Annotated in this window: 24 protein-coding genes; 2 read left to right on the forward strand and 22 right to left on the reverse strand. The window is 37.6% G+C overall.

Features of this window, described 5'->3' with window-relative positions; translation table 11 throughout:
- Positions 1-4 precede the first annotated feature (4 nt).
- The 18 genes from aroH to BR72_RS17805 form a co-directional block, all read right to left on the reverse strand.
- Entirely contained in the window at positions 5-367 is a 363-nt protein-coding gene (gene aroH, locus BR72_RS17720) for a chorismate mutase (protein WP_035435065.1), read from the reverse strand.
- Complete coding sequence (gene aroB / locus BR72_RS17725; RefSeq protein ID WP_035435068.1) at positions 364-1,455, reverse strand: 3-dehydroquinate synthase; 1,092 nt, start codon at positions 1,453-1,455, stop codon at positions 364-366. Before aroB ends, aroH begins: the two co-directional genes overlap by 4 nt.
- The gene (aroC, locus tag BR72_RS17730) at positions 1,455-2,627 is read right to left on the reverse strand and encodes a chorismate synthase (RefSeq protein WP_035435070.1); all 1,173 of its coding nucleotides are present in this window, start codon (positions 2,625-2,627) and stop codon (positions 1,455-1,457) included. The genes aroB and aroC overlap by 1 nt, the downstream gene beginning before the upstream one ends.
- 705 nt (positions 2,628-3,332) lie before the next feature.
- On the reverse strand, positions 3,333-3,779 hold the full coding sequence (gene ndk, locus BR72_RS17735) for a nucleoside-diphosphate kinase (protein WP_035435072.1): 447 nt from the start codon (positions 3,777-3,779) through the stop codon (positions 3,333-3,335).
- A gap of 122 nt (positions 3,780-3,901) precedes the next feature.
- Positions 3,902-4,864, reverse strand: a complete 963-nt coding sequence (hepT, locus tag BR72_RS17740; protein ID WP_035435074.1) for a heptaprenyl diphosphate synthase component II — start codon at positions 4,862-4,864, stop codon at positions 3,902-3,904.
- A gap of 167 nt (positions 4,865-5,031) precedes the next feature.
- Complete coding sequence (locus BR72_RS17745; RefSeq protein WP_035435633.1) at positions 5,032-5,739, reverse strand: demethylmenaquinone methyltransferase; 708 nt, start codon at positions 5,737-5,739, stop codon at positions 5,032-5,034.
- A 35-nt stretch (positions 5,740-5,774) separates the two neighbouring features.
- Complete coding sequence (locus BR72_RS17750; RefSeq protein ID WP_035435077.1) at positions 5,775-6,518, reverse strand: heptaprenyl diphosphate synthase component 1; 744 nt, start codon at positions 6,516-6,518, stop codon at positions 5,775-5,777.
- An 88-nt stretch (positions 6,519-6,606) separates the two neighbouring features.
- Positions 6,607-7,176, reverse strand: a complete 570-nt coding sequence (folE, locus tag BR72_RS17755; RefSeq protein WP_035435079.1) for a GTP cyclohydrolase I FolE — start codon at positions 7,174-7,176, stop codon at positions 6,607-6,609.
- A gap of 122 nt (positions 7,177-7,298) precedes the next feature.
- Positions 7,299-7,571 (reverse strand): HU family DNA-binding protein, encoded by a 273-nt coding sequence (locus tag BR72_RS17760; RefSeq protein ID WP_001043860.1) that lies wholly within the window; start codon positions 7,569-7,571, stop codon positions 7,299-7,301.
- Positions 7,572-7,859: 288 nt separating this feature from the next.
- Positions 7,860-9,338, reverse strand: coding sequence for a stage IV sporulation protein A (spoIVA, locus tag BR72_RS17765; RefSeq protein ID WP_035435081.1), 1,479 nt, complete (start codon positions 9,336-9,338; stop codon positions 7,860-7,862).
- Between the two features lie 189 nt (positions 9,339-9,527).
- Positions 9,528-10,238: a hypothetical protein gene (locus BR72_RS17770; RefSeq protein WP_035435083.1), complete on the reverse strand. Its 711-nt coding sequence runs from the start codon at positions 10,236-10,238 to the stop codon at positions 9,528-9,530.
- 21 nt (positions 10,239-10,259) lie between these two features.
- Complete coding sequence (locus BR72_RS17775) at positions 10,260-10,463, reverse strand: DUF2768 domain-containing protein (protein WP_035435085.1); 204 nt, start codon at positions 10,461-10,463, stop codon at positions 10,260-10,262.
- A 437-nt stretch (positions 10,464-10,900) separates the two neighbouring features.
- Entirely contained in the window at positions 10,901-11,152 is a 252-nt protein-coding gene (locus tag BR72_RS17780; protein WP_035435087.1) for a stage VI sporulation protein F, read from the reverse strand.
- Positions 11,153-11,265: 113 nt separating this feature from the next.
- Complete coding sequence (locus BR72_RS17785; protein ID WP_035435089.1) at positions 11,266-12,288, reverse strand: NAD(P)H-dependent glycerol-3-phosphate dehydrogenase; 1,023 nt, start codon at positions 12,286-12,288, stop codon at positions 11,266-11,268.
- 18 nt (positions 12,289-12,306) lie between these two features.
- Positions 12,307-13,617, reverse strand: coding sequence for a ribosome biogenesis GTPase Der (gene der / locus BR72_RS17790; RefSeq protein ID WP_035435092.1), 1,311 nt, complete (start codon positions 13,615-13,617; stop codon positions 12,307-12,309).
- A 119-nt stretch (positions 13,618-13,736) separates the two neighbouring features.
- A complete protein-coding gene (locus BR72_RS17795; protein ID WP_035435095.1) occupies positions 13,737-13,925 on the reverse strand; it encodes a capping complex subunit for YIEGIA in 189 nt (62 codons plus the stop codon).
- The gene (locus BR72_RS17800) at positions 13,922-14,815 is read right to left on the reverse strand and encodes a YIEGIA family protein (protein ID WP_035435096.1); all 894 of its coding nucleotides are present in this window, start codon (positions 14,813-14,815) and stop codon (positions 13,922-13,924) included. The genes BR72_RS17795 and BR72_RS17800 overlap by 4 nt, the downstream gene beginning before the upstream one ends.
- A 3-nt stretch (positions 14,816-14,818) precedes the next feature.
- Positions 14,819-15,418 (reverse strand): YphA family membrane protein, encoded by a 600-nt coding sequence (locus BR72_RS17805; protein ID WP_035435099.1) that lies wholly within the window; start codon positions 15,416-15,418, stop codon positions 14,819-14,821.
- A 116-nt stretch (positions 15,419-15,534) separates the two neighbouring features.
- On the opposite strand from BR72_RS17805, the gene BR72_RS25840 reads away from it, so the two are divergent.
- Positions 15,535-15,669, forward strand: a complete 135-nt coding sequence (locus BR72_RS25840; RefSeq protein WP_020059616.1) for a YpzI family protein — start codon at positions 15,535-15,537, stop codon at positions 15,667-15,669.
- Between the two features lie 567 nt (positions 15,670-16,236).
- On the opposite strand, the gene fni is transcribed toward BR72_RS25840, so the two are convergent.
- The 4 genes from fni to BR72_RS26790 all read right to left on the reverse strand — a co-directional run bounded on the left by fni (position 16,237) and on the right by BR72_RS26790 (position 19,712).
- Complete coding sequence (gene fni / locus BR72_RS17815; RefSeq protein ID WP_035435103.1) at positions 16,237-17,286, reverse strand: type 2 isopentenyl-diphosphate Delta-isomerase; 1,050 nt, start codon at positions 17,284-17,286, stop codon at positions 16,237-16,239.
- 12 nt (positions 17,287-17,298) lie between these two features.
- Positions 17,299-18,447, reverse strand: coding sequence for a 30S ribosomal protein S1 (gene rpsA / locus BR72_RS17820; RefSeq protein WP_035435105.1), 1,149 nt, complete (start codon positions 18,445-18,447; stop codon positions 17,299-17,301).
- A gap of 202 nt (positions 18,448-18,649) precedes the next feature.
- On the reverse strand, positions 18,650-19,327 hold the full coding sequence (gene cmk / locus BR72_RS17825) for a (d)CMP kinase (protein WP_035435107.1): 678 nt from the start codon (positions 19,325-19,327) through the stop codon (positions 18,650-18,652).
- Between the two features lie 211 nt (positions 19,328-19,538).
- On the reverse strand, positions 19,539-19,712 hold the full coding sequence (locus BR72_RS26790) for a DUF5359 family protein (protein WP_090995221.1): 174 nt from the start codon (positions 19,710-19,712) through the stop codon (positions 19,539-19,541).
- Between the two features lie 233 nt (positions 19,713-19,945).
- Here BR72_RS26790 and BR72_RS17830 point away from each other — a divergent pair, with 233 nt between their 5' ends.
- Positions 19,946-20,917, forward strand: coding sequence for an asparaginase (locus tag BR72_RS17830; protein ID WP_081904926.1), 972 nt, complete (start codon positions 19,946-19,948; stop codon positions 20,915-20,917).
- The last annotated feature ends 54 nt before the right edge of the window (positions 20,918-20,971 follow it).

Below are 20,971 nucleotides of genomic sequence, written 5' to 3' on the forward strand. Positions count from 1 at the left end.
CCTGTCATTTTTGTAAATCGGGCCTTAGTTGTACCGCTTTCTCCAAATAGACATGTTGAATTTCATGCTGCTGTTTATTTGTCATAACCGTCATCATAACGCGAATACATTTCTCAAGAGCATCTGGTACTTCTATTTCTTGCATGCACATAACCGGTACATATGACCAGCCTTCCATACGTCTTAGTGCTGCCGCTGGGAAACATGCATTTACATCTGCTGTTGTTGAAATGAGTACAGATACAATATCAACAGGAAAAACGCTATTATCGCTTGCCATTTCTTTCACTAAACGCTCCGTTGCAGTCAATATTTGTTCTGTTTCATTACAATTGACTGTAGTTGCGCCGCGAATCGCGCGGATCAAATAGATTCCCCCTCTCTTTGAAATGCTTCTAAAGCCGCTTTGACGGTTTCATCTGAAATAGATACGACATCTACTACCCCAATCTCCTGCATAACAACCATACGAATTGTTCCACCGTTCGCTTTTTTATCTTGCTTCATTACTTGAATAAGACGATTCACATCAAGTGTATTCGGCATACTTGGATAGCCATATGCCGTAAACCAACGTTTGATTTCTTTATATTGAAGGTCTTTTTCATAGATTTGTTCACTTAAAAAGATAGCAAATAACATGCCAATTGCAACGCCATCACCATGTGTTATGTTGCCATACCCCATCTCTTTTTCAAGCGCATGTCCAAGTGTGTGCCCAAAGTTTAAGTGAGCACGAATACCTTTTTCAGTTTCATCTTCTGCAACAATTTTTGCTTTTACTGGAATCGCACGTTGTAGTGTATAAATTAACTTATCATCTCGTAATTCAGTCAGCTGTTTCACTTCTTTACGAAGCCAATGATATAATTCTACATCCCCAATAAGTGAATGTTTAATTGCCTCCGCAAAACCAGAGCGCCATTCTTTTTCTGAAAGCGAATTTAAAAACGGAGTATGATAAATCACCGCTTCTGGCTGATGAAATGCGCCAATCATATTTTTTCCAAGCGGATGATTAATTGCCACTTTCCCTCCAACTGCACTATCATGCGCAAGTAAAGTTGTCGGTATTTGGACAAATCGAATCCCTCTCATAAACGTTGCTGCAACAAATCCTGCTAAATCCCCAATCATTCCGCCGCCAAGCGCCAGAATAAGCGAATGACGATCTAAACCTTTCTCAAGTGCAAACGTTTGGGCAGCATAATAATTTTCAAACGATTTTTCTTTCTCGCCACTTGGAACCACGAACGAAAATACGTCTTGTTTTACCTGCAAAGTATTGATCACTTCGTCTAAATGAAATGATGCTACCGTTTCATCAGAAATCAGCAAAATATTTGAAACAGCTGGTTTCATATTTTCTATAAGCGTTGATAGTTGTAATAGCGCATCATTTCCGACATACACATTGTATTGTTTAGAACTAGTTTGAATTTGTATTGTCTCCATTAAAACTCCCTCGCATATTCGTTATGTTTCTTTATATTTTCACGAATTAAATCGATGCGATCCGTTCCAAATTGTTCAATGACAGCTGCTGCAAGTTCCCAAGCTACAACAGCTTCTGCTACAACACTCGCTGCTGGCACTGCACAGCTATCAGACCGTTCAATACTTGCTTGAAACACTTCTTTCGTATCAATATCTATACTTTGCAGTGGTTTATATAAAGTTGGAATTGGTTTCATAACCCCGCGAACAATAACTGGCATCCCAGTCGTCATACCGCCTTCTAATCCACCAGCGTTATTTGTACGTCTTGTATATCCATTGTCCTCGTCCCATAAAATCTCGTCATGAACAAGGCTTCCAGGCTTATGAGCTGCTTCAAAGCCAATTCCAATCTCCACACCTTTGAATGCATTAATACTCATGATCGCCGCTGCAAGTTTTGCATCCAATTTACGATCGTAATGCACATAACTTCCAACACCAGTCGGCATCCCTTCAACAACAACTTCAACGATTCCTCCGATAGAATCTCCGTTTGTTTTCGCATCATCAATTGCCTGCATCATTTTCTTTCCTGCTTCTTCGTCTAAACAACGAACAGGAGAGGCCTCTGTAATCGTTTGTAGCTCTTCAATAGAGGTATACGATTGCTTTTCTGCTTTTACTCCCCCAATTTCAATAACATGTCCCGCTACTTTTATCCCCAATTCTTCTAAAATACGCTTTGCAACAGCCCCAGCAGCAACACGAACCGTCGTTTCCCTAGCAGAAGAACGCTCTAATACATTTCGCATATCACGATGGCCATATTTAATTGCTCCGTTTAAATCTGCATGTCCTGGGCGAGGTCTTGTAATTTGCCGTTTTACTTCCTTAGATTCTTCATCTGTTAACGGCTCTGCCCCCATAACTTTTGTCCAATGTGTAAAATCACGATTTTCGACAACTAGTGTAATTGGTGCACCAATTGTATATCCATGACGAACACCGCTTAAAATTTGAACTTGATCTTTTTCAATTTGCATGCGGCGTCCACGACCGTAGCCTTTTTGTCTTCTTTCTAACTCTGTATTAATATCATCTGCTACTAAAGATAAACCTGCCGGAATCCCCTCTAATATTGTCGTTAGTTGCGGTCCGTGAGATTCACCAGCTGTAATATATCTCATCGGTTACTCCCCTTTACTTCAGTATTTATGTAACACTATATCATAACCTTTATTGTTTCGTAAGTATATAAGTACAAATTGAAAGCACGACATAAAATCCCCCTTTTTCAGGAGGGCAAGAGCATCTGGCCGCGTATAGAAGCGGTCAAATCCTATTCCTGCCACATGCATTGTGTAAAACAGAAGGAGAAAACAAGTTTCTTTTTGCTATGCATAACAGTGACCTATAAAGAAAAGCGGAGGCGGCTTGATCAGAATGGGAGGGGGATGGAGCTCCTAACAGAGAGGCGTATTATGCCTCGGAGGAAGGCGCGAAGCCACCGACCATTCTAGCCGCAGGAGCTGGACATAAAGTAAAACTTTAATCAGTGGGGGTTTTCTTCATCCCCCACTGATTATCAGCCCTCACCAATCGGGCTTTTACGGGCAGTTTATCTCCCGCCTAACTTCTTAAGAAAAGCGGAGCCGACTGTTTTGGCCCATTGGCTAAGGTTCTTTCGCACGGAAGGTATTTTTTACCTTCTCGTGTGGAAGGTCTTAGACATGAGGGCCTAGGAGGCAGAACTAGACAAAGATGTCGAAACAGCAAAATGAATTTATATATTTTAAAACAAAAAAATGCGCAAGAAGGAATGTTACCATCCTTTCTTGCGCATTTTTCATTATATCTACTTTTTAAAGCGGTTACAAATTATTTCGAAATAATTAGTAAATCCACTGATTCATTACTCTAGAATACTCAACTAGCTCTTCCTTTTTGAAGAAAATACCAATTTCACGTTCTGCACTTTCAAGAGAATCTGAACCGTGAATAATATTTTTGCCAACTGTTAATCCAAAGTCGCCACGAATTGTACCAAGTGCAGCTTCGCTTGGCTTTGTTTTTCCCATCATATTACGAGCTGTTTCAACAACACCTTCACCTTGCCATACCATTGCAAAAACAGGTCCAGATGTAATGAAATCTACTAACTCACCAAAGAATGGTCTTTCTTTATGTTCAGCATAGTGCTCTCCAGCAATCTCTGGTGTGATTTGCATAAGCTTAGCGCCAACTAATTGAAAGCCCTTTCTTTCAAATCTAGAAACAATCTCTCCAATGATTGCACGCTGTACACCATCAGGTTTTACCATTAAGAACGTTTTTTCCATAATAAATCTCTCCACTTCTCATTATGTATATAATTGTATATCCCCAAACACATAGTATCACCCTTATCAGAATTGTGCAATAGTTTTAAAATGGAGAGATTATTATTTTTCTCAAAAAACATTTAAAATTTACGCTTCCCAATATATTTCGCAACATTTTGCAACGCCATTTTTGCCTGTCCACGAGGCAACGGCTTAATCACTTCTAATGCCTTATGTAAATATCTTTCGCTAAATGCAAAAGCTCGATCAATTGCATCACTATTTTTAACTGCTTCAATAATACCCTTCATTTCATCCGAAGACGTATTTTCATTAACTTGAACAATTCTCTCACGAAGTGCCGGATCTTCCATTGCATATAAAACAGGAAGTGTAATATTACCTTGCAATAAATCTCCACCCGCCGGTTTTCCAAGCTTTTCTTCGGTTGATACAAAATCTAAAATATCGTCAATTATTTGATATGACATACCAACAAAGTACCCATACCAAAATAATCGATTTACTGTATCTCGACTGGCCCCAGATGCAATTGCACCTAATTGACAGCTAGCTGCAATTAACAATGCCGTTTTTCGCTTTATACGGCGTAAATATGTCCGTAAATTTTGTCCAAAATCATATTTATCTTTAATTTGCTCAATTTCACCTTTACAAACTTCAAGAATTGTATTTGATAACGCTTTATGAACTTCTGGATTTTCTAAATTTGTAATGCATTCCAAAGATTTGGCAAATAAATAGTCACCTGTATACATTGCAATGCGATCACCCCAATTGGCATTTACAGTCGCACTTCCCCTTCTTAACAGAGCGGCATCAATTACATCATCATGTACAAGAGAAGCCATATGAATAAGCTCTAATGCAACCGCAACATGTTTAATCACATCAAGCTTATAATCGCCAAATTTCCCTGCAAGCAGAACGAAAACAGGTCGGATTCGTTTTCCACCGGCCTCAATTAGTTGCAACGCCGCTTCTTCTAGCAATTGTTGCTCAGAAGCAACAACTATTTTTAGTTCTTTCTCAATTTTATCAATATCCGATCGTAAAAAAGAATACATAAGTTGTAACTTCATATCGTTCACCTTAACCTAAAACTTCTTTTCTATTTTATCCCGCTCTAATGAATAACAAGACTCCTACCTTACAGTTATCAGAAAATAAAAAAGGGAGGTAGGAGATAACTTCTGAGATGTTCCCGATTGCAGAAAGCTTTCCATCAACAAAGAATACATTTCCTCATTTACTTCGGTTTATATCCTAAATGCATTGCTGCTACTCCAAAAGTAAACGGCTTTACTTGTACTTTTTCTAATCCAGCTTCTTTAAACATACGAGCCAATTCTTTCATCCCTGGAAATGTACTTGCAGATTCTTGTAACCAAGAATATTCTTTGTAACTTTTTGCAAATAACTTTCCAAACAACGGCATGATATATTTAAAATATATCAAGTAGCCTTGGCGGATTCCAATCATTGTCGGCTGAGATGTTTCTAAACAAATAACCTTTCCACCCGGCTTTACAACACGCGTCATTTCCTTTAATACCTGCATATAATCCGGTACATTCCGGAGCCCAAAGCCAATTGTAACATAATCAAACATGTTATCTTCAAACGGCAGTTCCATTGCATTGCCGTGAAGTAACTCTACTTGATTTAATTGTAAAGCAGCCACTTTCTCTTTTCCAACAGAAAGCATATTTTTACTAAAGTCTAATCCATATGCCTTCCCGTTTGGACCGACTGCATCAGCAAGCGCAATCGTCCAGTCAGCCGTTCCACAACATACATCAAGCGCTACACTGCCCGGTTGAACGTCCATAATTCGCATTGTTTCTTTGCGCCATGCTTTATGTTTTTGAAAGCTTATAACTGAATTCATTACATCATATTTATCATATATCTTCTCAAATACGTCATGTACTCTTTCTTCTTTTGATTGTTGCATGCTATACCCTTCTTCCAACTGTAAATTCAAAATGTTCAAGTAGCCTCTTTCAATGTCGAAAGAAATGTTTCAATTCCAGTATTATTTTGCATCAAAGTATTGACCTGACTTCGCATTTTTCTTATCAATTCGTTATATACATTTTCTACCTTCATTTCACCATCATAAGATAAAATCTTTTGAATTGCAGCAAATACGGGTGACGATTCTTTCTTCATGTATATTTGATACTCGGTTTGCAAGCGATCTATTGCTAACATATTCATAATTGCAGACTTTACATGCGGCACCTGAAAATGGTCACATGTTTTCTGTAAGAGAGCCGATTCAATCATTCCGACACTTTTTAACATTTCTTCAATCGTTTCATACGTTTGCTGATATAGCATAATTTTTTGTTCATTGATCTCTTTAATTCCGTCTGCTAGGGCGCGAATCAATGTGATATCATGATTCATTGAAAGTAAATAATAATATAACCCACTGTAATAATCACCCGCTAATACCGTTAATTGGCGTCGCTTATGAAATTCATCGGTCTCTTCTTTATTTGATACTTTCTCATGCGTATCCAAAGCAATTTGTACAAGCATAATCGTTACTGCGTAATGTTCAATTTGTTCTTTATGTAAGTTTGCACTTTTTAAAACGGAATATAAGAACGCTATTTTTTTTTCATCAACAACTGGTTCTTCAATATATTTTATAAAATAAGGATGGCGTAGTTTTTTATATAGCTGCTCCTTTATATCCGCAAACCCTCTGTACATTTCACCCACTCAAATCACCCTTGTTTTCTAATTCATAAAACCTATTATAACACATTCATTCTAGATAAAAAAAGAAAAGCAGTTTCCTGCTTTCCTACTAATTCGTCTTAATAAAAGATAAAATTTCCGCACGTGCTGCTGCGTCTGCTTCAAGAGTACCACGCACTGCAGTTGTTACAGTTTTTGCACCAGGTTTTTTCACACCGCGCATCGTCATACACATATGCTCCGCTTCTACAACAACCATCACACCATGCGGCTCTAACACTTCCATAATAGAATCGGCTACTGTTGATGTAATTCGTTCTTGTAGTTGCGGCCTGCGCGCTACTGTATCTACCGTACGGGCCAATTTACTTAACCCAGTTACTTTTCCACCACGTGGAATATATGCAACATGAGCAACGCCATAAAACGGAACAAGGTGATGCTCACACATAGAAAAGAACGGAATGTCCTTTACCAATACAAGTTCTTCATGATCCTCACCAAACACTTTATGTAAATGTTCTTTTGGGTCTTCATGCATACCAGAAAATACTTCTGCATACATCTTCGCAACACGTTTTGGTGTATCTAATACACCCTCACGTTTTGGATCATCCCCAATTGCTTCTAAAATAAGGCGTACCGCATGTTCGATTTGCTCTAAGTTTACATTTGCCATCCACTAACCCTCCCCAATAAAACCTAAAAATGCTACGAACACATTCTAGCATATATATGTTTTTAAAAGCAAAAAGAAGAGTTTCCAATAAGGAAACTCTTCTTCCCCGTAATATGTAAGGATTATTTAACCGCATCTTTTAGCGCTTTACCAGGTTTGAATGCAGGTACTTTGCTTGCCGCGATCTCAATTTCCTCACCAGTTTGTGGGTTACGTCCTTTACGAGCCGCACGTTCACGAACTTCGAAGTTACCAAATCCGATAAGTTGTACTTTATCACCTTGCTTTAAAGCTTCTAAGATGGAATCAAAAACAGCGTCAACTGCTTTTGTTGCGTCCTTTTTAGAAAGGGAACTTGCTTCTGCAACAGCATTGATTAAATCTGTTTTGTTCATGCCATTCACCTCCTCCCAAAGATACGACTGTATAATGATCATAAAATGAGTCTTACCTTCATTTGTAGGCAATTTTTACAAATTCTATACTACAATGATGTAGATAAATCATTATCAAGGCCTATATTATACGATTCTCCTTTATAATTCAATATTTTTAGAGAAAATGTTGCCATGAAATTACGAAAAACTGATAAAGCTTGACAATCAACTATAAAGTATTAGATAATGGCATTTTGTTTTTCTATGAAAAATTAAAAAAGACCCCCAAAATAAGGAGTCTTTCGATTATAAAATAATTGCTATTAAGCCACCTGATCCTTCATTTATGATTCGTTCTAACGTTTCTTTTAGTTTATACCGAGCATTTTCTGGCATTAATGATAATTTCGCCTGAATTCCTTCGCGAACGATCGAGCTAAGTGACCGCCCAAAAATATCAGAATTCCATATAGAAAGTGGATCATCTTCAAAATCTTGCATTAAATAGCGAACAAGCTCTTCACTTTGTTTTTCCGTTCCAATAATCGGTTCAAAAGTTGATTCTACATCAACTTTAATCATATGAATTGACGGGGCGACAGCTTTCAATTTCACACCAAAGCGTGATCCATGACGAATAATTTCCGGTTCATCCAAACTCATATCTGCTAGAGCTGGCGCTGCAACACCGTACCCTGTTTGTTTTACCATTTTTAGTGCATCCGCAACTTGGTCATATTCTGTTTTTGCATGAGCGAAGTCGAGCATTAATTTTAACAAATGATCTCGTCCTCGAATTTCAACACCAACCACTTCTTTTAAAATTTGATCGTATAATTCATCCGGTGCATATAAATCAATCTCAGCAACACCTTGCCCCATATCAATTCCTGCCAAACTTGCCCGGTCTATGAATTCATATTGACTAAATTGCCATACAACGCGATCAACATCACGAAGACGTTTAATATCTTTCACTGTTTCTTGGACAGCCTCTTGATAGCTTTGACGAAGCCAATGGTTATCATGTAACACCATTACCCAGCTCGGAAGATTAACATTCACTTCAAGAACTGGGAATTCATATAACGCCTCACGTAATACGTTATATACATCACCTTCTCTTAGTCCTTCTACACTCATCGCCAACACTGGAATATCATATTCTTCTACTAAACTTTGACGAAGTTGTTCTGTATCAGGATGATACGGTTGTACTGTATTAATAATCATAATAAATGGTTTTCCTACTTCTTTTAATTCATTTACAACCCGTCCCTCTGCTTCAATATAATCACGGCGCGGGATTTCTCCAATTGTTCCATCGGTTGTAATAACAACCCCAATTGTAGAATGCTCTTGAATTACTTTGCGCGTTCCAATTTCCGCGGCTTCATGAAACGGGATCGGTTCTTCATACCACGGTGTATTGATCATGCGGGGGCCATTTTCATCTTCATACCCTTTCGCCCCTGGGACAGTATAGCCCACACAATCTACTAAGCGAATATTTACATCAAGCCCTTCATCAACATGGATAGAAACCGCCTGGTTTGGAACAAATTTCGGTTCTGTCGTCATAATTGTACGCCCCGCTGCGCTTTGCGGCAGTTCGTCTTGTGCGCGCTGACGATCCGAATCATTTTCAATGTTCGGAATGACAACTAGCTCCATAAATTTCTTAATAAAAGTAGATTTCCCTGTTCGGACAGCCCCTACAACCCCGAGATAAATATCACCGCCTGTGCGCTCAGCAATATCTTTAAAAATATCAACCTTTTCCAAGTGATTCCCTCCCTCAAAATTTTTGGGATTAAATCATGATTATTCTTGTAGTTTGGACAATACAACATATGATTTTGTCCCAATTTCATATCACTATTTAAAAAAACCTTTATTAGCGATGCAAAAATTTCAAGAAGTAAAAAACCCTTCTTCTAGAACTTATTCGCTAAAAGAAAGGTTCATGACTTATCACTTAAAAAAAATTGGTTCTTTATCCTTCACTGTATACGGCAAAGAATATGCTGGTACAAATGGGGCATGTTTCACAAGCAACTGACGAATATCTTCTCCTTCTTTCACTTCATCACCATACTTTTGTAACATGTCATATAAATCAATACGATAATCAATATATACTTCACCTTTTTCATCCACAACAAAAGGTAAGTTTTTACCTGAATAAGGGCTTTCCACTTGAGGAATTTCTTTATACCCCATTTTATTATAATCAAGCTCATACACACCGTCTGTTATTACTTTTTTAAATGGCGGATATTGATGCTCATCACGATAGATTTGTAGTTTTAGCTTTAACTCTTGAACTCGCTCTGCTGTTCGAACATCAATTAATTTCACAGTTGGATTTGTTTCTACATCAACTAATACATACTGATACATACCGCCGCTTTCATAAGCATTTCCAGGAGGTTCTTGCATAAGTCTAGGTGTAATCTTTTGAAAATCAATTGGATATTTTTGGTATATTGGTGTATTCATGTCACGTGTTTTAATAGGCAATATATGTCCATTCTGTTCTCTATATGTATTAACTGCTGTTTGTACCGCTTGTAGTTGGTCTTCATATGGTACGGCATGTTGTTGCACTTTTTCTTTCGGATATAGGCATCCAGATAATATACTTGTACAACATAATATGAAAATTAGTAGTATTTTCTTCATTAGAAATCCGTCCTTTAATTTCTATTGTTCAATTGGCCCGCTAAATACGACAAGAAAAATAATAAACCCTGATACAGCCATACACGCATACGCAAACAAAGCTGTAAATCCTTTCAGAAATGTGTTCTTTATTTTATGACGACTTAACAAAATAAAAACAACAGAAATAAACATGAGAGCCATTGCCCCTAAAGCAAACCACATCTTTATAAGTCCAACAGACATATATACCCCCCCTTCTCTTTTCTATTTTTCTATTATTTTAACAAATTATAACTTTTAAACAAATATAAATATTTCGTTTTTATAAGTTAAAAACCCGTTTTCCTTTTAGGAGGGACGAGAGCATCCAGCCGCGCATTGAAACGGTCAGGGCCTTCTCCTACCACATAACATAGTTGAAACAATAAATAACGGTCGTGTTGTATTCTGCAGAGCTAGACAAAGATGTCGAATAATGAAAATGGATATATACTTAACAATAAGACGATACTTCACCTCAAAAAGCTGAGCGACACATACATTCACATATATGAAAACGAATAAAAAACCGAAGCAAACGAGACTCCTTCGCTTCGGTTGACCAAATACTCCCACAAACAGCTCATATTCATTCCTTCATAGTATTGTATGCAATGTATATAACAACGGTTTCTTATCCTTTATTTTTTAAACATCTTACTCAATGAACTAAAATCAGCTGGCATATTATTATTAATAATCGCATTTATAATTTGATCTTCTTTTTCTTTTGATACTTCTCTTCCCGCCATTATTGCAACTTGGTGAATTAACTGACGCAACACTTTCTCATCTCGTAAATTTGAATTTTGAACCGAAGAGGCTAATTTAAAAATATCCTCTTTATTTACTTTCGATTCCTTTTCAATATTATTAAATAAATTGTTATCCACTTTGTTCACCCTCTCATGTAATTTACACTTCATCGTATGCAAAAAATAAAAAATGGTGAAAAGACCCAAAAGAAAAAGCTGTACAAATGTTTTTTACATTTGTACAGCTTTTTTTACAGCAAGTCTGGAATCGCTTCTACTTCGTGTTTACGCACACGTCCCATCAACATTCCAACAGCATCTTTTACATCTTTTTCATTAAATAACACGTCATATAAAACAGTTGTAATCGGCATTTCTACTTCCATTTTCTTCGCCATCTCATATGCCGCTTTCGTTGTCCGCACGCCTTCTACAACCATTCCCATATTATCTAATACTTCTTGTAACGAGCAGCCTTTACCGAGCATGTTACCAGCTCGCCAATTTCGACTATGAACGCTTGTACACGTAACAATGAGGTCACCCATACCTGTTAGGCCAGCAAACGTCAATGGGTTCCCACCCATTTTACGTCCTAAACGAGCAATTTCTGTTAATCCTCGCGTCATAAGTGCCGCCTTTGCATTATCTCCTAAACCAATTCCATCAGTAATACCCGCCGCAAGAGCAATAATATTTTTTAATGCTCCTCCAAGTTCAACTCCAATAATATCTGGGTTTGTATATACACGGAAATAGCTATTCATAAATAAGTCTTGAACCTCTTCAGCTGCTTCCATACGCTTTGCAGCTGATGTAACTGTTGTAGCTTGGCGCAAACCAACTTCTTCTGCATGACTCGGCCCTGATAAGACAACGACATCTCGAATGAGATGCGCCGGAATTTCTTCTTCTATCACTTCCGAAATACGTTTTGAAGTTCCTGGTTCAATTCCTTTACTCGCATGAATCCATGTAATTGGCTGCGAAACAATTTTTTTCATATTTTGCAATACTTCTCGATATGCTTTTGTAGGTACAACGAGAAGTACTGTATCTACTCCTACTAATGCCTCTTCTAAGGAAGAGTAAGCAACGATACCGGTTGGCAGTGTAATTCCCGGAAGATAACGACTATTCTCATGTTTTTCATTTATTTCATCCATAAGTTCTGCTCGGTTACCCCAAAGACGTACATCATGGCCGTTGTCAGCTAATACCATCGCTAACGCCGTTCCCCAGCTACCTGCTCCTACTACTGTGATTTTTTTCATAAAATCACACCCTCTCCATTAGTCTCGTGCTCTTGCAATAACTTTAATCGGTGTTCCTACGAAACCAAACGAATCGCGCAGACGATTTTTCAAGAAACGCTCATAAGAGAAGTGCAGTAATTCTGGATCGTTTACGAACACAACAAATGTCGGTGGTTTCACCGCGACTTGTGTTGCATAGAAAATTTTCAAACGTTGTCCATTATGCGTTGGTGTTGGATTCATTGCAACAGCATCCATAATTACATCGTTTAATACATTTGTTTGTACACGAATACTATGACTTGCATTTACCTCATTAATAACAGGAATCAGTGTGTGTGTACGTTTTCTCGTTTTTGCAGATAAGAATACGATTGGTGCGTAATCCAAAAATTGGAAATGAGCACGAATATTCTCTTCGAATTCCTTCATCGTTTTCTCATCTTTCTCAACCGCATCCCATTTATTCACAACAATAATAACCGCACGCCCTGAATCATGGGCATATCCAGCGATTTTTTTATCTTGTTCAATGATTCCTTCTTCACCATCTAAAACAACTAAAACAACATCAGAGCGTTCAATTGCTCGAAGTGCACGAAGTACGCTATACTTTTCTGTACTCTCATATACTTTTCCTTTTTTACGCATTCCTGCTGTATCAATAATAACGTAGTCTTGTCCATCTTTACTATATGGCGTATCAACTGCATCACGTGTAGTACCCGCTACATTACTAACAATTACGCGTTCTTGACCAAGCAATGCATTCACCATTGATGATTTCCCAACATTCGGACGACCAATTAAACAGAATTTAATTGTTTCATCATCGTATGGCTCTTCTTCAATTTGCGGAAAATGGTTTGCTACTTCATCTAATAAGTCCCCTAAACCTAAACCGTGTGTTCCAGATATAGGAAAAGGTTCCCCAAAGCCTAACGCATAAAAATCGTAAATTTCGCTGCGCATCTCTGGATTATCTACTTTATTCACAGCTAATACAACTGGCTTTTTAGAACGATATAAAATCTTTGCAACTTCTTCATCAGCAGCTGTTACACCGTCGCGACCGTTTGTCATAAAAATGATAACATCAGCCTCATCAATCGCAACTTCTGCTTGTTGACGAATTTGTGTCAGGAATGGCTCGTCTCCAATATCAATTCCACCCGTATCAATAATGTTAAAATCATGATTTAACCATTCTCCTGCACTATAAATACGATCTCTTGTTACACCAGGAATATCCTCAACAATTGACACTCTTTCTCCAACAATTCTATTGAAAATAGTAGATTTCCCTACATTCGGGCGTCCTACTATTGCCACTACTGGTTTAGGCATATACTTTCATCCTTTCTATTTGCTTCTGTTATTATGTAAAAAACCCTTCTTTGTGCAAGAAGGGATTTGCATTCCAGAATATTTCTCTCATATCAAAACATCTCATATTATAACACATTTCAAGAATGTTTCACAATAATATATAAATTCTCTTGCAAGCGGTGGGCAATTCCATCTAAAATCGCTTCTAAATTACTAGCAACAAACTCCGCTTCCTCTACTGTCTCACATACAAATAACGGTGCCCCGCCAGCGAACTTTTCCGGAATTGTTGTAATAACAGCAAGAATACATTTTTCTAATATCATCCTTTTTCTCCCCTTCCGTTTGGGGCCTCAGAAGACATATGAATAGCACTTTCTAGCGTTGGAACATTTCCAATGACCTGAATCGCTTTATTTACATCTTGATCTTGCGGCAAAACAAATATGCCTATTCTTCCATCATTCAAATCACGTTTTGCAAGCGGTACAAGTGCAGGTGTTCCAGAATCTCGATATACACCAAGCGCAACAGATATATCATGCAAAATCGCTTGTCTTTGCCCAAGGTTTGCTAATGTTACCCGAGCGTCAATAGATTTTGGTTTTAAAATAAAACCCATACCATATTTCATAATTTCCTTTTGCCTTGCTGGTAAACCGATATTCATAATATAAATATTATCAACATAAAGACCTGCTCCTTCAAAATGCAATGGAGCATGCTCAACTTCAACAAGGTCGCGCAACCGTTTACCAGACATCAACTTTTTCGCGAAAAAGAAAGCTATGATTCCAGCTAAAATACCGGCATACCACGATTTAAATCCTAAATAAGCAAAAGTAGCTATAAAAGAAGTTAACATCGCTAAATAATTACGGCTCTCAAACACAATGGCAATTCCCTCAATATATGTATTGCCCCTAGGTACAAGTTCGTATCCGTCTAATTGCTGCAATGTATTCCGCTCCATATTCCGCACATCACGAAACTGCGATGCTGCCAATGTCAAAAATGTAATCGCAGAGAAATCCTTTTTCAATATAGCTGGAATGGCAACCGCCCCAAGAGCAGCCGCAATAATTCCCATGGCAATATGAATAATCTTGCCATGTAAACGAGTTGGATACTGCCTTGTATCCGTTTGAAGCATTAAAATTCGCGTGACAGTTCCAACGGTTACTCCAAGCAACATAGCTGATGTATACGAGTTCATAAATTAACCTTGTCCCTCCTTTACTTGCTTTTGCTTAAATTGTTCTGTATATGTCATTATTTTTCCAATTCCGTATAAAAGACTACAGAACATCGTGGACACAGCAATCATATTAAAAAATTGTAAACTCCCTAATTGATACGGAAAATTGAATGTCTTTAAAATAAATGCTATAAACAACTCACCTTGCAACGCCCCTGCATATAATCCCCATATACGTAATAGACGGTCCCTATGCAATAAAACAGATGTATAAACGAGAATACTACTTAACATCCATGTACGATCTACAACAATCCAAATCGGGTCATAGAGTTCGATTAAAGAAAAACTTGCATATAGCATCGCGATTATAAGTGCACATAATAAAGTGTAGACCTTTTTCCATAATGAATATACCGCAATTCCAATAAATGAAATTCCCGCTAACAATAGAGCATTTACCGATATTGTAATAAAAGCAAATGAAATCACTGTTTGCGAACAAATAATAAATAATAAAATGACCGCACTAACCTTAAGTCTAACCGTATCTTTTTTCAAAAAAAACGTCGTAACAATCCAACCCATCCACGCTAAAAAATAAAAATATCCACCTTCCAATTGAACACCTCCTATTATTTCCATTATGGGAATTGTTTATGAAAAATAATCATCGTCTATCGCTGCATATTTTAAAAAATAACAGCAACACTTTGTACTAAGGAGGTGGGAACACCATGGGTAAAGATCGTCAAGAAAAGAAATTGAAACAATCACGACGCGTAGAATCTGACCGCAGCCAATCATTACAATATCCAGGTGCTACAGGACTCGACACACCGGAGCAAGCACGAAAACAAAATCAACATTAAAACAAAGGAACAGCCAACATATTGTTGGCTGTTCCTTTGTTTATATATAAATTCATTTTGATTTTTCAATATGTAAATTGCTGCTATGCATGGCTAGATACTCTCGTCCGCCCAAAAAGAAGGGATTAGTGTTCGTTATATTCACACATATAAATACATACTGTATAAACCCTTTTTCAACGGCTTTCTTTATTGCTTCAACGCGATTAAATACATGGATCTTTGAATAAAAAATGCATCGTTTAGGACTTTGCATGAACTTTATCCCGCTATTCGTGGGCAGTAATACTCCCACCTCAAAATTCAGCGAAAGCATTGTCCAGCTCTAGCGGCTAGAATCTCCGGCCGTTTCGCCCCCTCGGACGAGGCAAAAAGCGCCTCTCTGTCAGGGGCGTGGGCGTCCTGCGATTCTGAACGAGCCGCTTCCGCTTTTCTTAAGAAGTTAGGTGGGAGATAAACTACCCGTAAAACCCGATTGGTGAGGGCTGATAATCAGTGGGGGATGAAGAAAACCCCCCACTGATTAAAGTTTCACTTTATCAAAAGGTCTCCTAAGATGCATTTTATTTAACGCCTACTATATGTTGTTGTATCAATCCCGCGCTCGTTAAGCCAATGGTATGTATCACCTTTAACAACAACTGGTACTTGCCTAAGTTCAGCGATTGTTCGTACTCCAAGCGCTGTCATGATAAACTGCAAATCTGTATGTAGTAATTCAATTTCTTCAATTAGTTTCTCTATACCTTCTTGCATCAAAATTCGTAAAAAATGACCAGCAAATGCAGTTGCTGACGCTCCTAATGCTAATGCTTTCGCAACATCAAGTGCTGTTTGAATACCACCTGATGCAATAATAGACAGAGGTTTTTTTGTAGAGGATACTTCAATTAAAGAGGAAGCAGTCGAAATGCCCCATTCATTGAAAAAGGAAAGTACTCGCTGTCTTCTTTCATTTTCAACCGCTGCAAAGTTTGTACCGCCATATCCACCAATATCTATAATAGAAACTCCAACACTGGCTAACTCTTCCGCGGCCTCTTTACTCATACCAAAACCAACTTCTTTTACTATAACAGGAACAGAAGAATGTTTGACAATTTGTTCGATTCTTTTTAATGAACCCGTAAAATCACGATCGCCTTCTGGCATTGTCAATTCTTGAATGACATTCAAATGAATTTGTAATGCACTTGCTTCAATCATATCAACAGCTCGTTTCGCTTGTTCTACTGTTGCTTCATTGCCTAAGTTTGCAATAACAATTCCATTCGGATTCACTTTTCTCACGATTTTAAAAGACGCTGCTTCATTAGCATCTTTTAACGCCGCCATTTGTGAACCGACAGCCATTGCAAGCTGATACTGCTGTGCAGCTTTTGCTAGTTGTTCATTAATATGTAATGTGTGCTCTCCGCCACCACCAGTCATCGCATTGATAAAAATCGGCGAACTTAAAGCAAGTTCGCCGATTTCTGTTTGAAATGATATACTTTCATAACTTATATTCGGTAAGCTTTGATGAACAAAAGCAACGTCACAAAAGCCATGCGTACGAGACTGTCCAGTAGAAAGAGCATACTCAATATGTTCTAATTTACGCTTTGCTCTTACCACACAAACCCCTCATTATTTCTTTAAATTTTTTAGCTTCTCTCCAATAATATCACCTAATTGGAATGTTGCAGAATCAGAAGTTGGTTCATATTTACTATAATCTTCTGTTACATTATTTTCCTCAAGCGCTTCTTTTATACTTAAAGAAATACGTTTTTCTTCTGAATGAATTTCTAATACTTTCACTTTCACATCTTGTCCAATGCTTAATACCTCATTCGGATTTTTCACATGACGGTTTGCGATTTGTGAAACGTGAACAAGTCCTTCTACGCCAGGAAAAATCTCAACGAATGCTCCGAAAGTAACAAGACGTTTTACTTTCCCATCTAGTAGATCACCTACTTTTACTTGGTTTGAAACATTCGACCATGGACCTGGTTGTACCGCTTTCATAGATAAAGAAATACGCTGCGTATCAGCATCAACAGATAGCACTTTTACTTTTACAGTTTGCCCCTCTGTTAATACATCAGATGGTTGTTCTACACGATCATGAGAAATTTGAGAAATATGAACTAAGCCGTCTACACCGCCAACATTTACAAATGCCCCGAAGTCAGTTAAACGTTGAACCTTTCCCTCTACAACATCGCCTGCTTGTAACGAAGAAACCGCTTCTTTTTTCTTCATGTCTAGCTCTTTCTCTACAACTGCCTTATGAGAAAGAATCACACGATTTTTCTCGCGATCTAATTCTACAATTTTTACTGCCAATGTTTTTCCTTTATAATCAGTAAAATCTTCTACATAATGCATCTCTACAAGTGAAGCTGGAATAAAGCCACGAACACCAAGGTCAACAACTAGGCCTCCGTTAACGATATCTTTAATTGTTACATCAAAGACTTCACCCGATGTAAATTGTCCTTGCAATACTTCCCATGCTTTTTCTGCATCTACTGCACGTTTAGACAACACTAAATCATCATCTTCTAATTTAATTACTTTCAATTCAAGAGTTTGTTCTACTTCTACAACATCGCTTGCTTTTTCAATATGAACATTCGCCAATTCACTAATTGGAATAACACCATCAGTTTTGTACCCAACATTTACAAATACTTGCTTATCTTCAACCTTTGTTACTGTACCTGTAACAATATCACCTACTTGTAATGCCTTTGTGTTTACAACTTCTTCATTCATTTTTTCTACCATGGAAATACCTCCCTACTGAAATGGCAAAGCATCTTTATGTATATACGAAATGGAAACAATGGCTTCCATTTGCATGTATGTAAAATATTTAGAAAATACCCTCTTTTACTAACTTCTAACAAATCGATGAATTTGTCAAGGAAATTGTCTCCTTATTACTAGACAGAAACAAAAATAAAGGAAGAGAGTTTAACCCCTTCCTTTATTTTACGAACGTTGCTGATACAATATCCATAATCTTTTGGACTACTTCTTCAATAGCTAAAGACGTTGTATCTAACTCAATTGCATCCTCAGCTTTCTTTAATGGAGACACTTCACGTTCAGAATCTAATTTATCACGAAGCGCAATTTCTTCTTTTAGTTGCTCTAAATTAGAAGGGAATCCTTTTTGTGCGTTTTCTAAATGTCTTCTTTCTGCTCGCTCTTCAACAGAAGCTAACATAAAGATCTTCACTTCCGCATTCGGTAATACATGCGTCCCAATATCACGACCATCCATAACAACGCCGCCTTTTTCCGATAAAGCCTGCTGACGACGGACCATTTCTTCTCGCACGAGGCGATGTCTTGCCACAATCGATACGCGATTTGTTACTTCTGGTGTGCGAATCACTTCTGATACATCTTTTCCGTTCAAAAAGACAAGTTGTGCATTGTCTCCATGCTGAAACGAAATGTCTATACCCTTAACGATTCCCATTAATTTTTCTTCACTTTCAATATCAATACCTTGCTCTAATGCCGCATATGTTACAGTACGATACATCGCACCCGTATCAATATAAACATAAGACAATTTTTTAGCAATAATTTTAGCAACCGTACTTTTCCCTGCAGCTGCCGGGCCATCAATTGCAATTGAAATTCGTTTCTCCATTGTAACACCCCATTTTTCACTTATAAGAACAGAAGGAAAAGCAGGTATTCCCTGCTTCTCTCATCATTGTTTCATTTCACATTAACAGGAAGTAAAAATCCGATTGGTTCCATTAACGATCATCTTTTTCTTCAAATAACCGTTTCACTTTACCCCGTTTCAAGTCCTAAACCATTGTAGCACACTCTTTCTTAGAAGCAAATGATAAAAACTACTGATTTACCTCTAAAATATTTGTTATAACCCCTTTTGTAACTCCTTCATAATAGACAACTTTTGATATATTTTTCGCTATATGTTCTTGTGTTAACAACAATTGAACAATACATAAACAAACACATTGTCCAATAAGTAGCCAAATTAAAATTTTCTCCATTGTTTTCAAAAAACGACATCACCTTTCTCTTATGATTCCGTTCTAACAAGCTGTAAAACTCTCGCCTTAAAGTTTTATTGCGGATAACCCTTGCGGGCAGGATGAAGCCCCACTGATTAAAGTTTCACTTTATTTTCATTGTGATTATCACTTAGAAATTTTATACTTTTCCCATTGTCGAATCCGATCAAATCGTGTTATGGTTTTTATGTATTTGCATTGATTGGAGAGGGGTAAAGGCATTGAAAAAAATTCTTGTTTTACACACAGGTGGGACAATTGCGATGGAGGAAGATAAAGAAACTGGAGTTGTTCAACCAGGCGCACAAAATCCACTTTTAAAATTCATTCCAAATTTAGAAGAAGATATCGATTTAATTGTTGAAGATGTCTTTCATCTTCCATCTCCTCACATGACACCAAATGAAATGCTGCAATTGCAAGTCATGATTGACGAGAAGGTTAAAAACGATAACATACAAGGTGTTGTTATTACACATGGAACAGACACACTAGAAGAAACAGCTTATTTTCTAGATTTAACTGTACAAGCCGATGTTCCAATTGTCGTTACAGGAGCAATGCGCTCAAGTAATGAGCTAGGAGCAGATGGTTTATATAACTTTTTGTCAGCAGTAAAAGTTGCGAGTAGTGAAGAGGCAAAAGGAAAAGGCGTTCTTGTCGTATTAAATGATGAAATTCACTGTGCAACGAATGTGACAAAAACACATACAAGTAATGTAGCGACATTCCAAAGTCCACAGTATGGACCAATTGGAATGGTAACAAAGCGCGGTGTTGTCTTCCATCACGCATTAGTGCATTATGAAAAATATGCTGTTACACAAATTACAAAAAATGTTGTCATCTTAAAAGCATATGCTGGTATGGATGAGACATTATTGGCTGCAATCGAGCAATTGCCAGTTGACGGAATCATTATCGAAGCACTTGGACAAGGAAATTTACCACCACGTACACTTGCTGCTCTGCAACGTTTGATAGATAAAGATATTCCGGTTGTTCTTGTTTCTCGCTGTTTTAACGGGATTGTCCAAGATGTATATTCTTACGAGGGCGGCGGCAAACAATTGAAAAATATGGGCGTTATCTTCACATACGGTCTAAATGCTCAAAAGGCTCGTATTAAGCTACTCGTTGCACAAGAAGTAACAAAAGAACAAACAGAAATTCAAGCCATGTTTAAACATTAAAATTTAATTGTAACAAAAACACCTTCGTCTAATTCGTAAGTTAAAGAATTAGAC

Origin of the sequence: Bacillus sp. UNC322MFChir4.1 (genome assembly GCF_000746135.1) — a bacterium.
Taxonomy (GTDB): Bacteria; Bacillota; Bacilli; order Bacillales; family Bacillaceae_G; genus Bacillus_A.

Excerpts from the sequence above, each read along its gene's own strand:
- BR72_RS17785 (WP_035435089.1), bottom strand. The coding sequence starts at position 12,288 with ATGAAAAAAATCACAGTAGTAGGAGCAGGTAGCTGGGGAACGGCGTTA.
- BR72_RS17745 (WP_035435633.1), bottom strand. The coding sequence starts at position 5,739 with ATGCAACAATCAAAAGAAGAAAGAGTACATGACGTATTTGAGAAGATA.
- BR72_RS25840 (WP_020059616.1), top strand. The coding sequence starts at position 15,535 with ATGGGTAAAGATCGTCAAGAAAAGAAATTGAAACAATCACGACGCGTA.
- BR72_RS17770 (WP_035435083.1), bottom strand. The coding sequence starts at position 10,238 with ATGAAGAAAATACTACTAATTTTCATATTATGTTGTACAAGTATATTA.
- aroC (WP_035435070.1), bottom strand. The coding sequence starts at position 2,627 with ATGAGATATATTACAGCTGGTGAATCTCACGGACCGCAACTAACGACA.
- rpsA (WP_035435105.1), bottom strand. The coding sequence starts at position 18,447 with ATGGTAGAAAAAATGAATGAAGAAGTTGTAAACACAAAGGCATTACAA.
- BR72_RS17760 (WP_001043860.1), bottom strand. The coding sequence starts at position 7,571 with ATGAACAAAACAGATTTAATCAATGCTGTTGCAGAAGCAAGTTCCCTT.
- hepT (WP_035435074.1), bottom strand. The coding sequence starts at position 4,864 with ATGAAGTTACAACTTATGTATTCTTTTTTACGATCGGATATTGATAAA.
- BR72_RS17775 (WP_035435085.1), bottom strand. The coding sequence starts at position 10,463 with ATGTCTGTTGGACTTATAAAGATGTGGTTTGCTTTAGGGGCAATGGCT.
- der (WP_035435092.1), bottom strand. The coding sequence starts at position 13,617 with ATGCCTAAACCAGTAGTGGCAATAGTAGGACGCCCGAATGTAGGGAAA.
- aroB (WP_035435068.1), bottom strand. The coding sequence starts at position 1,455 with ATGGAGACAATACAAATTCAAACTAGTTCTAAACAATACAATGTGTAT.
- BR72_RS17800 (WP_035435096.1), bottom strand. The coding sequence starts at position 14,815 with ATGAACTCGTATACATCAGCTATGTTGCTTGGAGTAACCGTTGGAACT.
- cmk (WP_035435107.1), bottom strand. The coding sequence starts at position 19,327 with ATGGAGAAACGAATTTCAATTGCAATTGATGGCCCGGCAGCTGCAGGG.
- BR72_RS17795 (WP_035435095.1), bottom strand. The coding sequence starts at position 13,925 with ATGATATTAGAAAAATGTATTCTTGCTGTTATTACAACAATTCCGGAA.
- ndk (WP_035435072.1), bottom strand. The coding sequence starts at position 3,779 with ATGGAAAAAACGTTCTTAATGGTAAAACCTGATGGTGTACAGCGTGCA.
- folE (WP_035435079.1), bottom strand. The coding sequence starts at position 7,176 with ATGGCAAATGTAAACTTAGAGCAAATCGAACATGCGGTACGCCTTATT.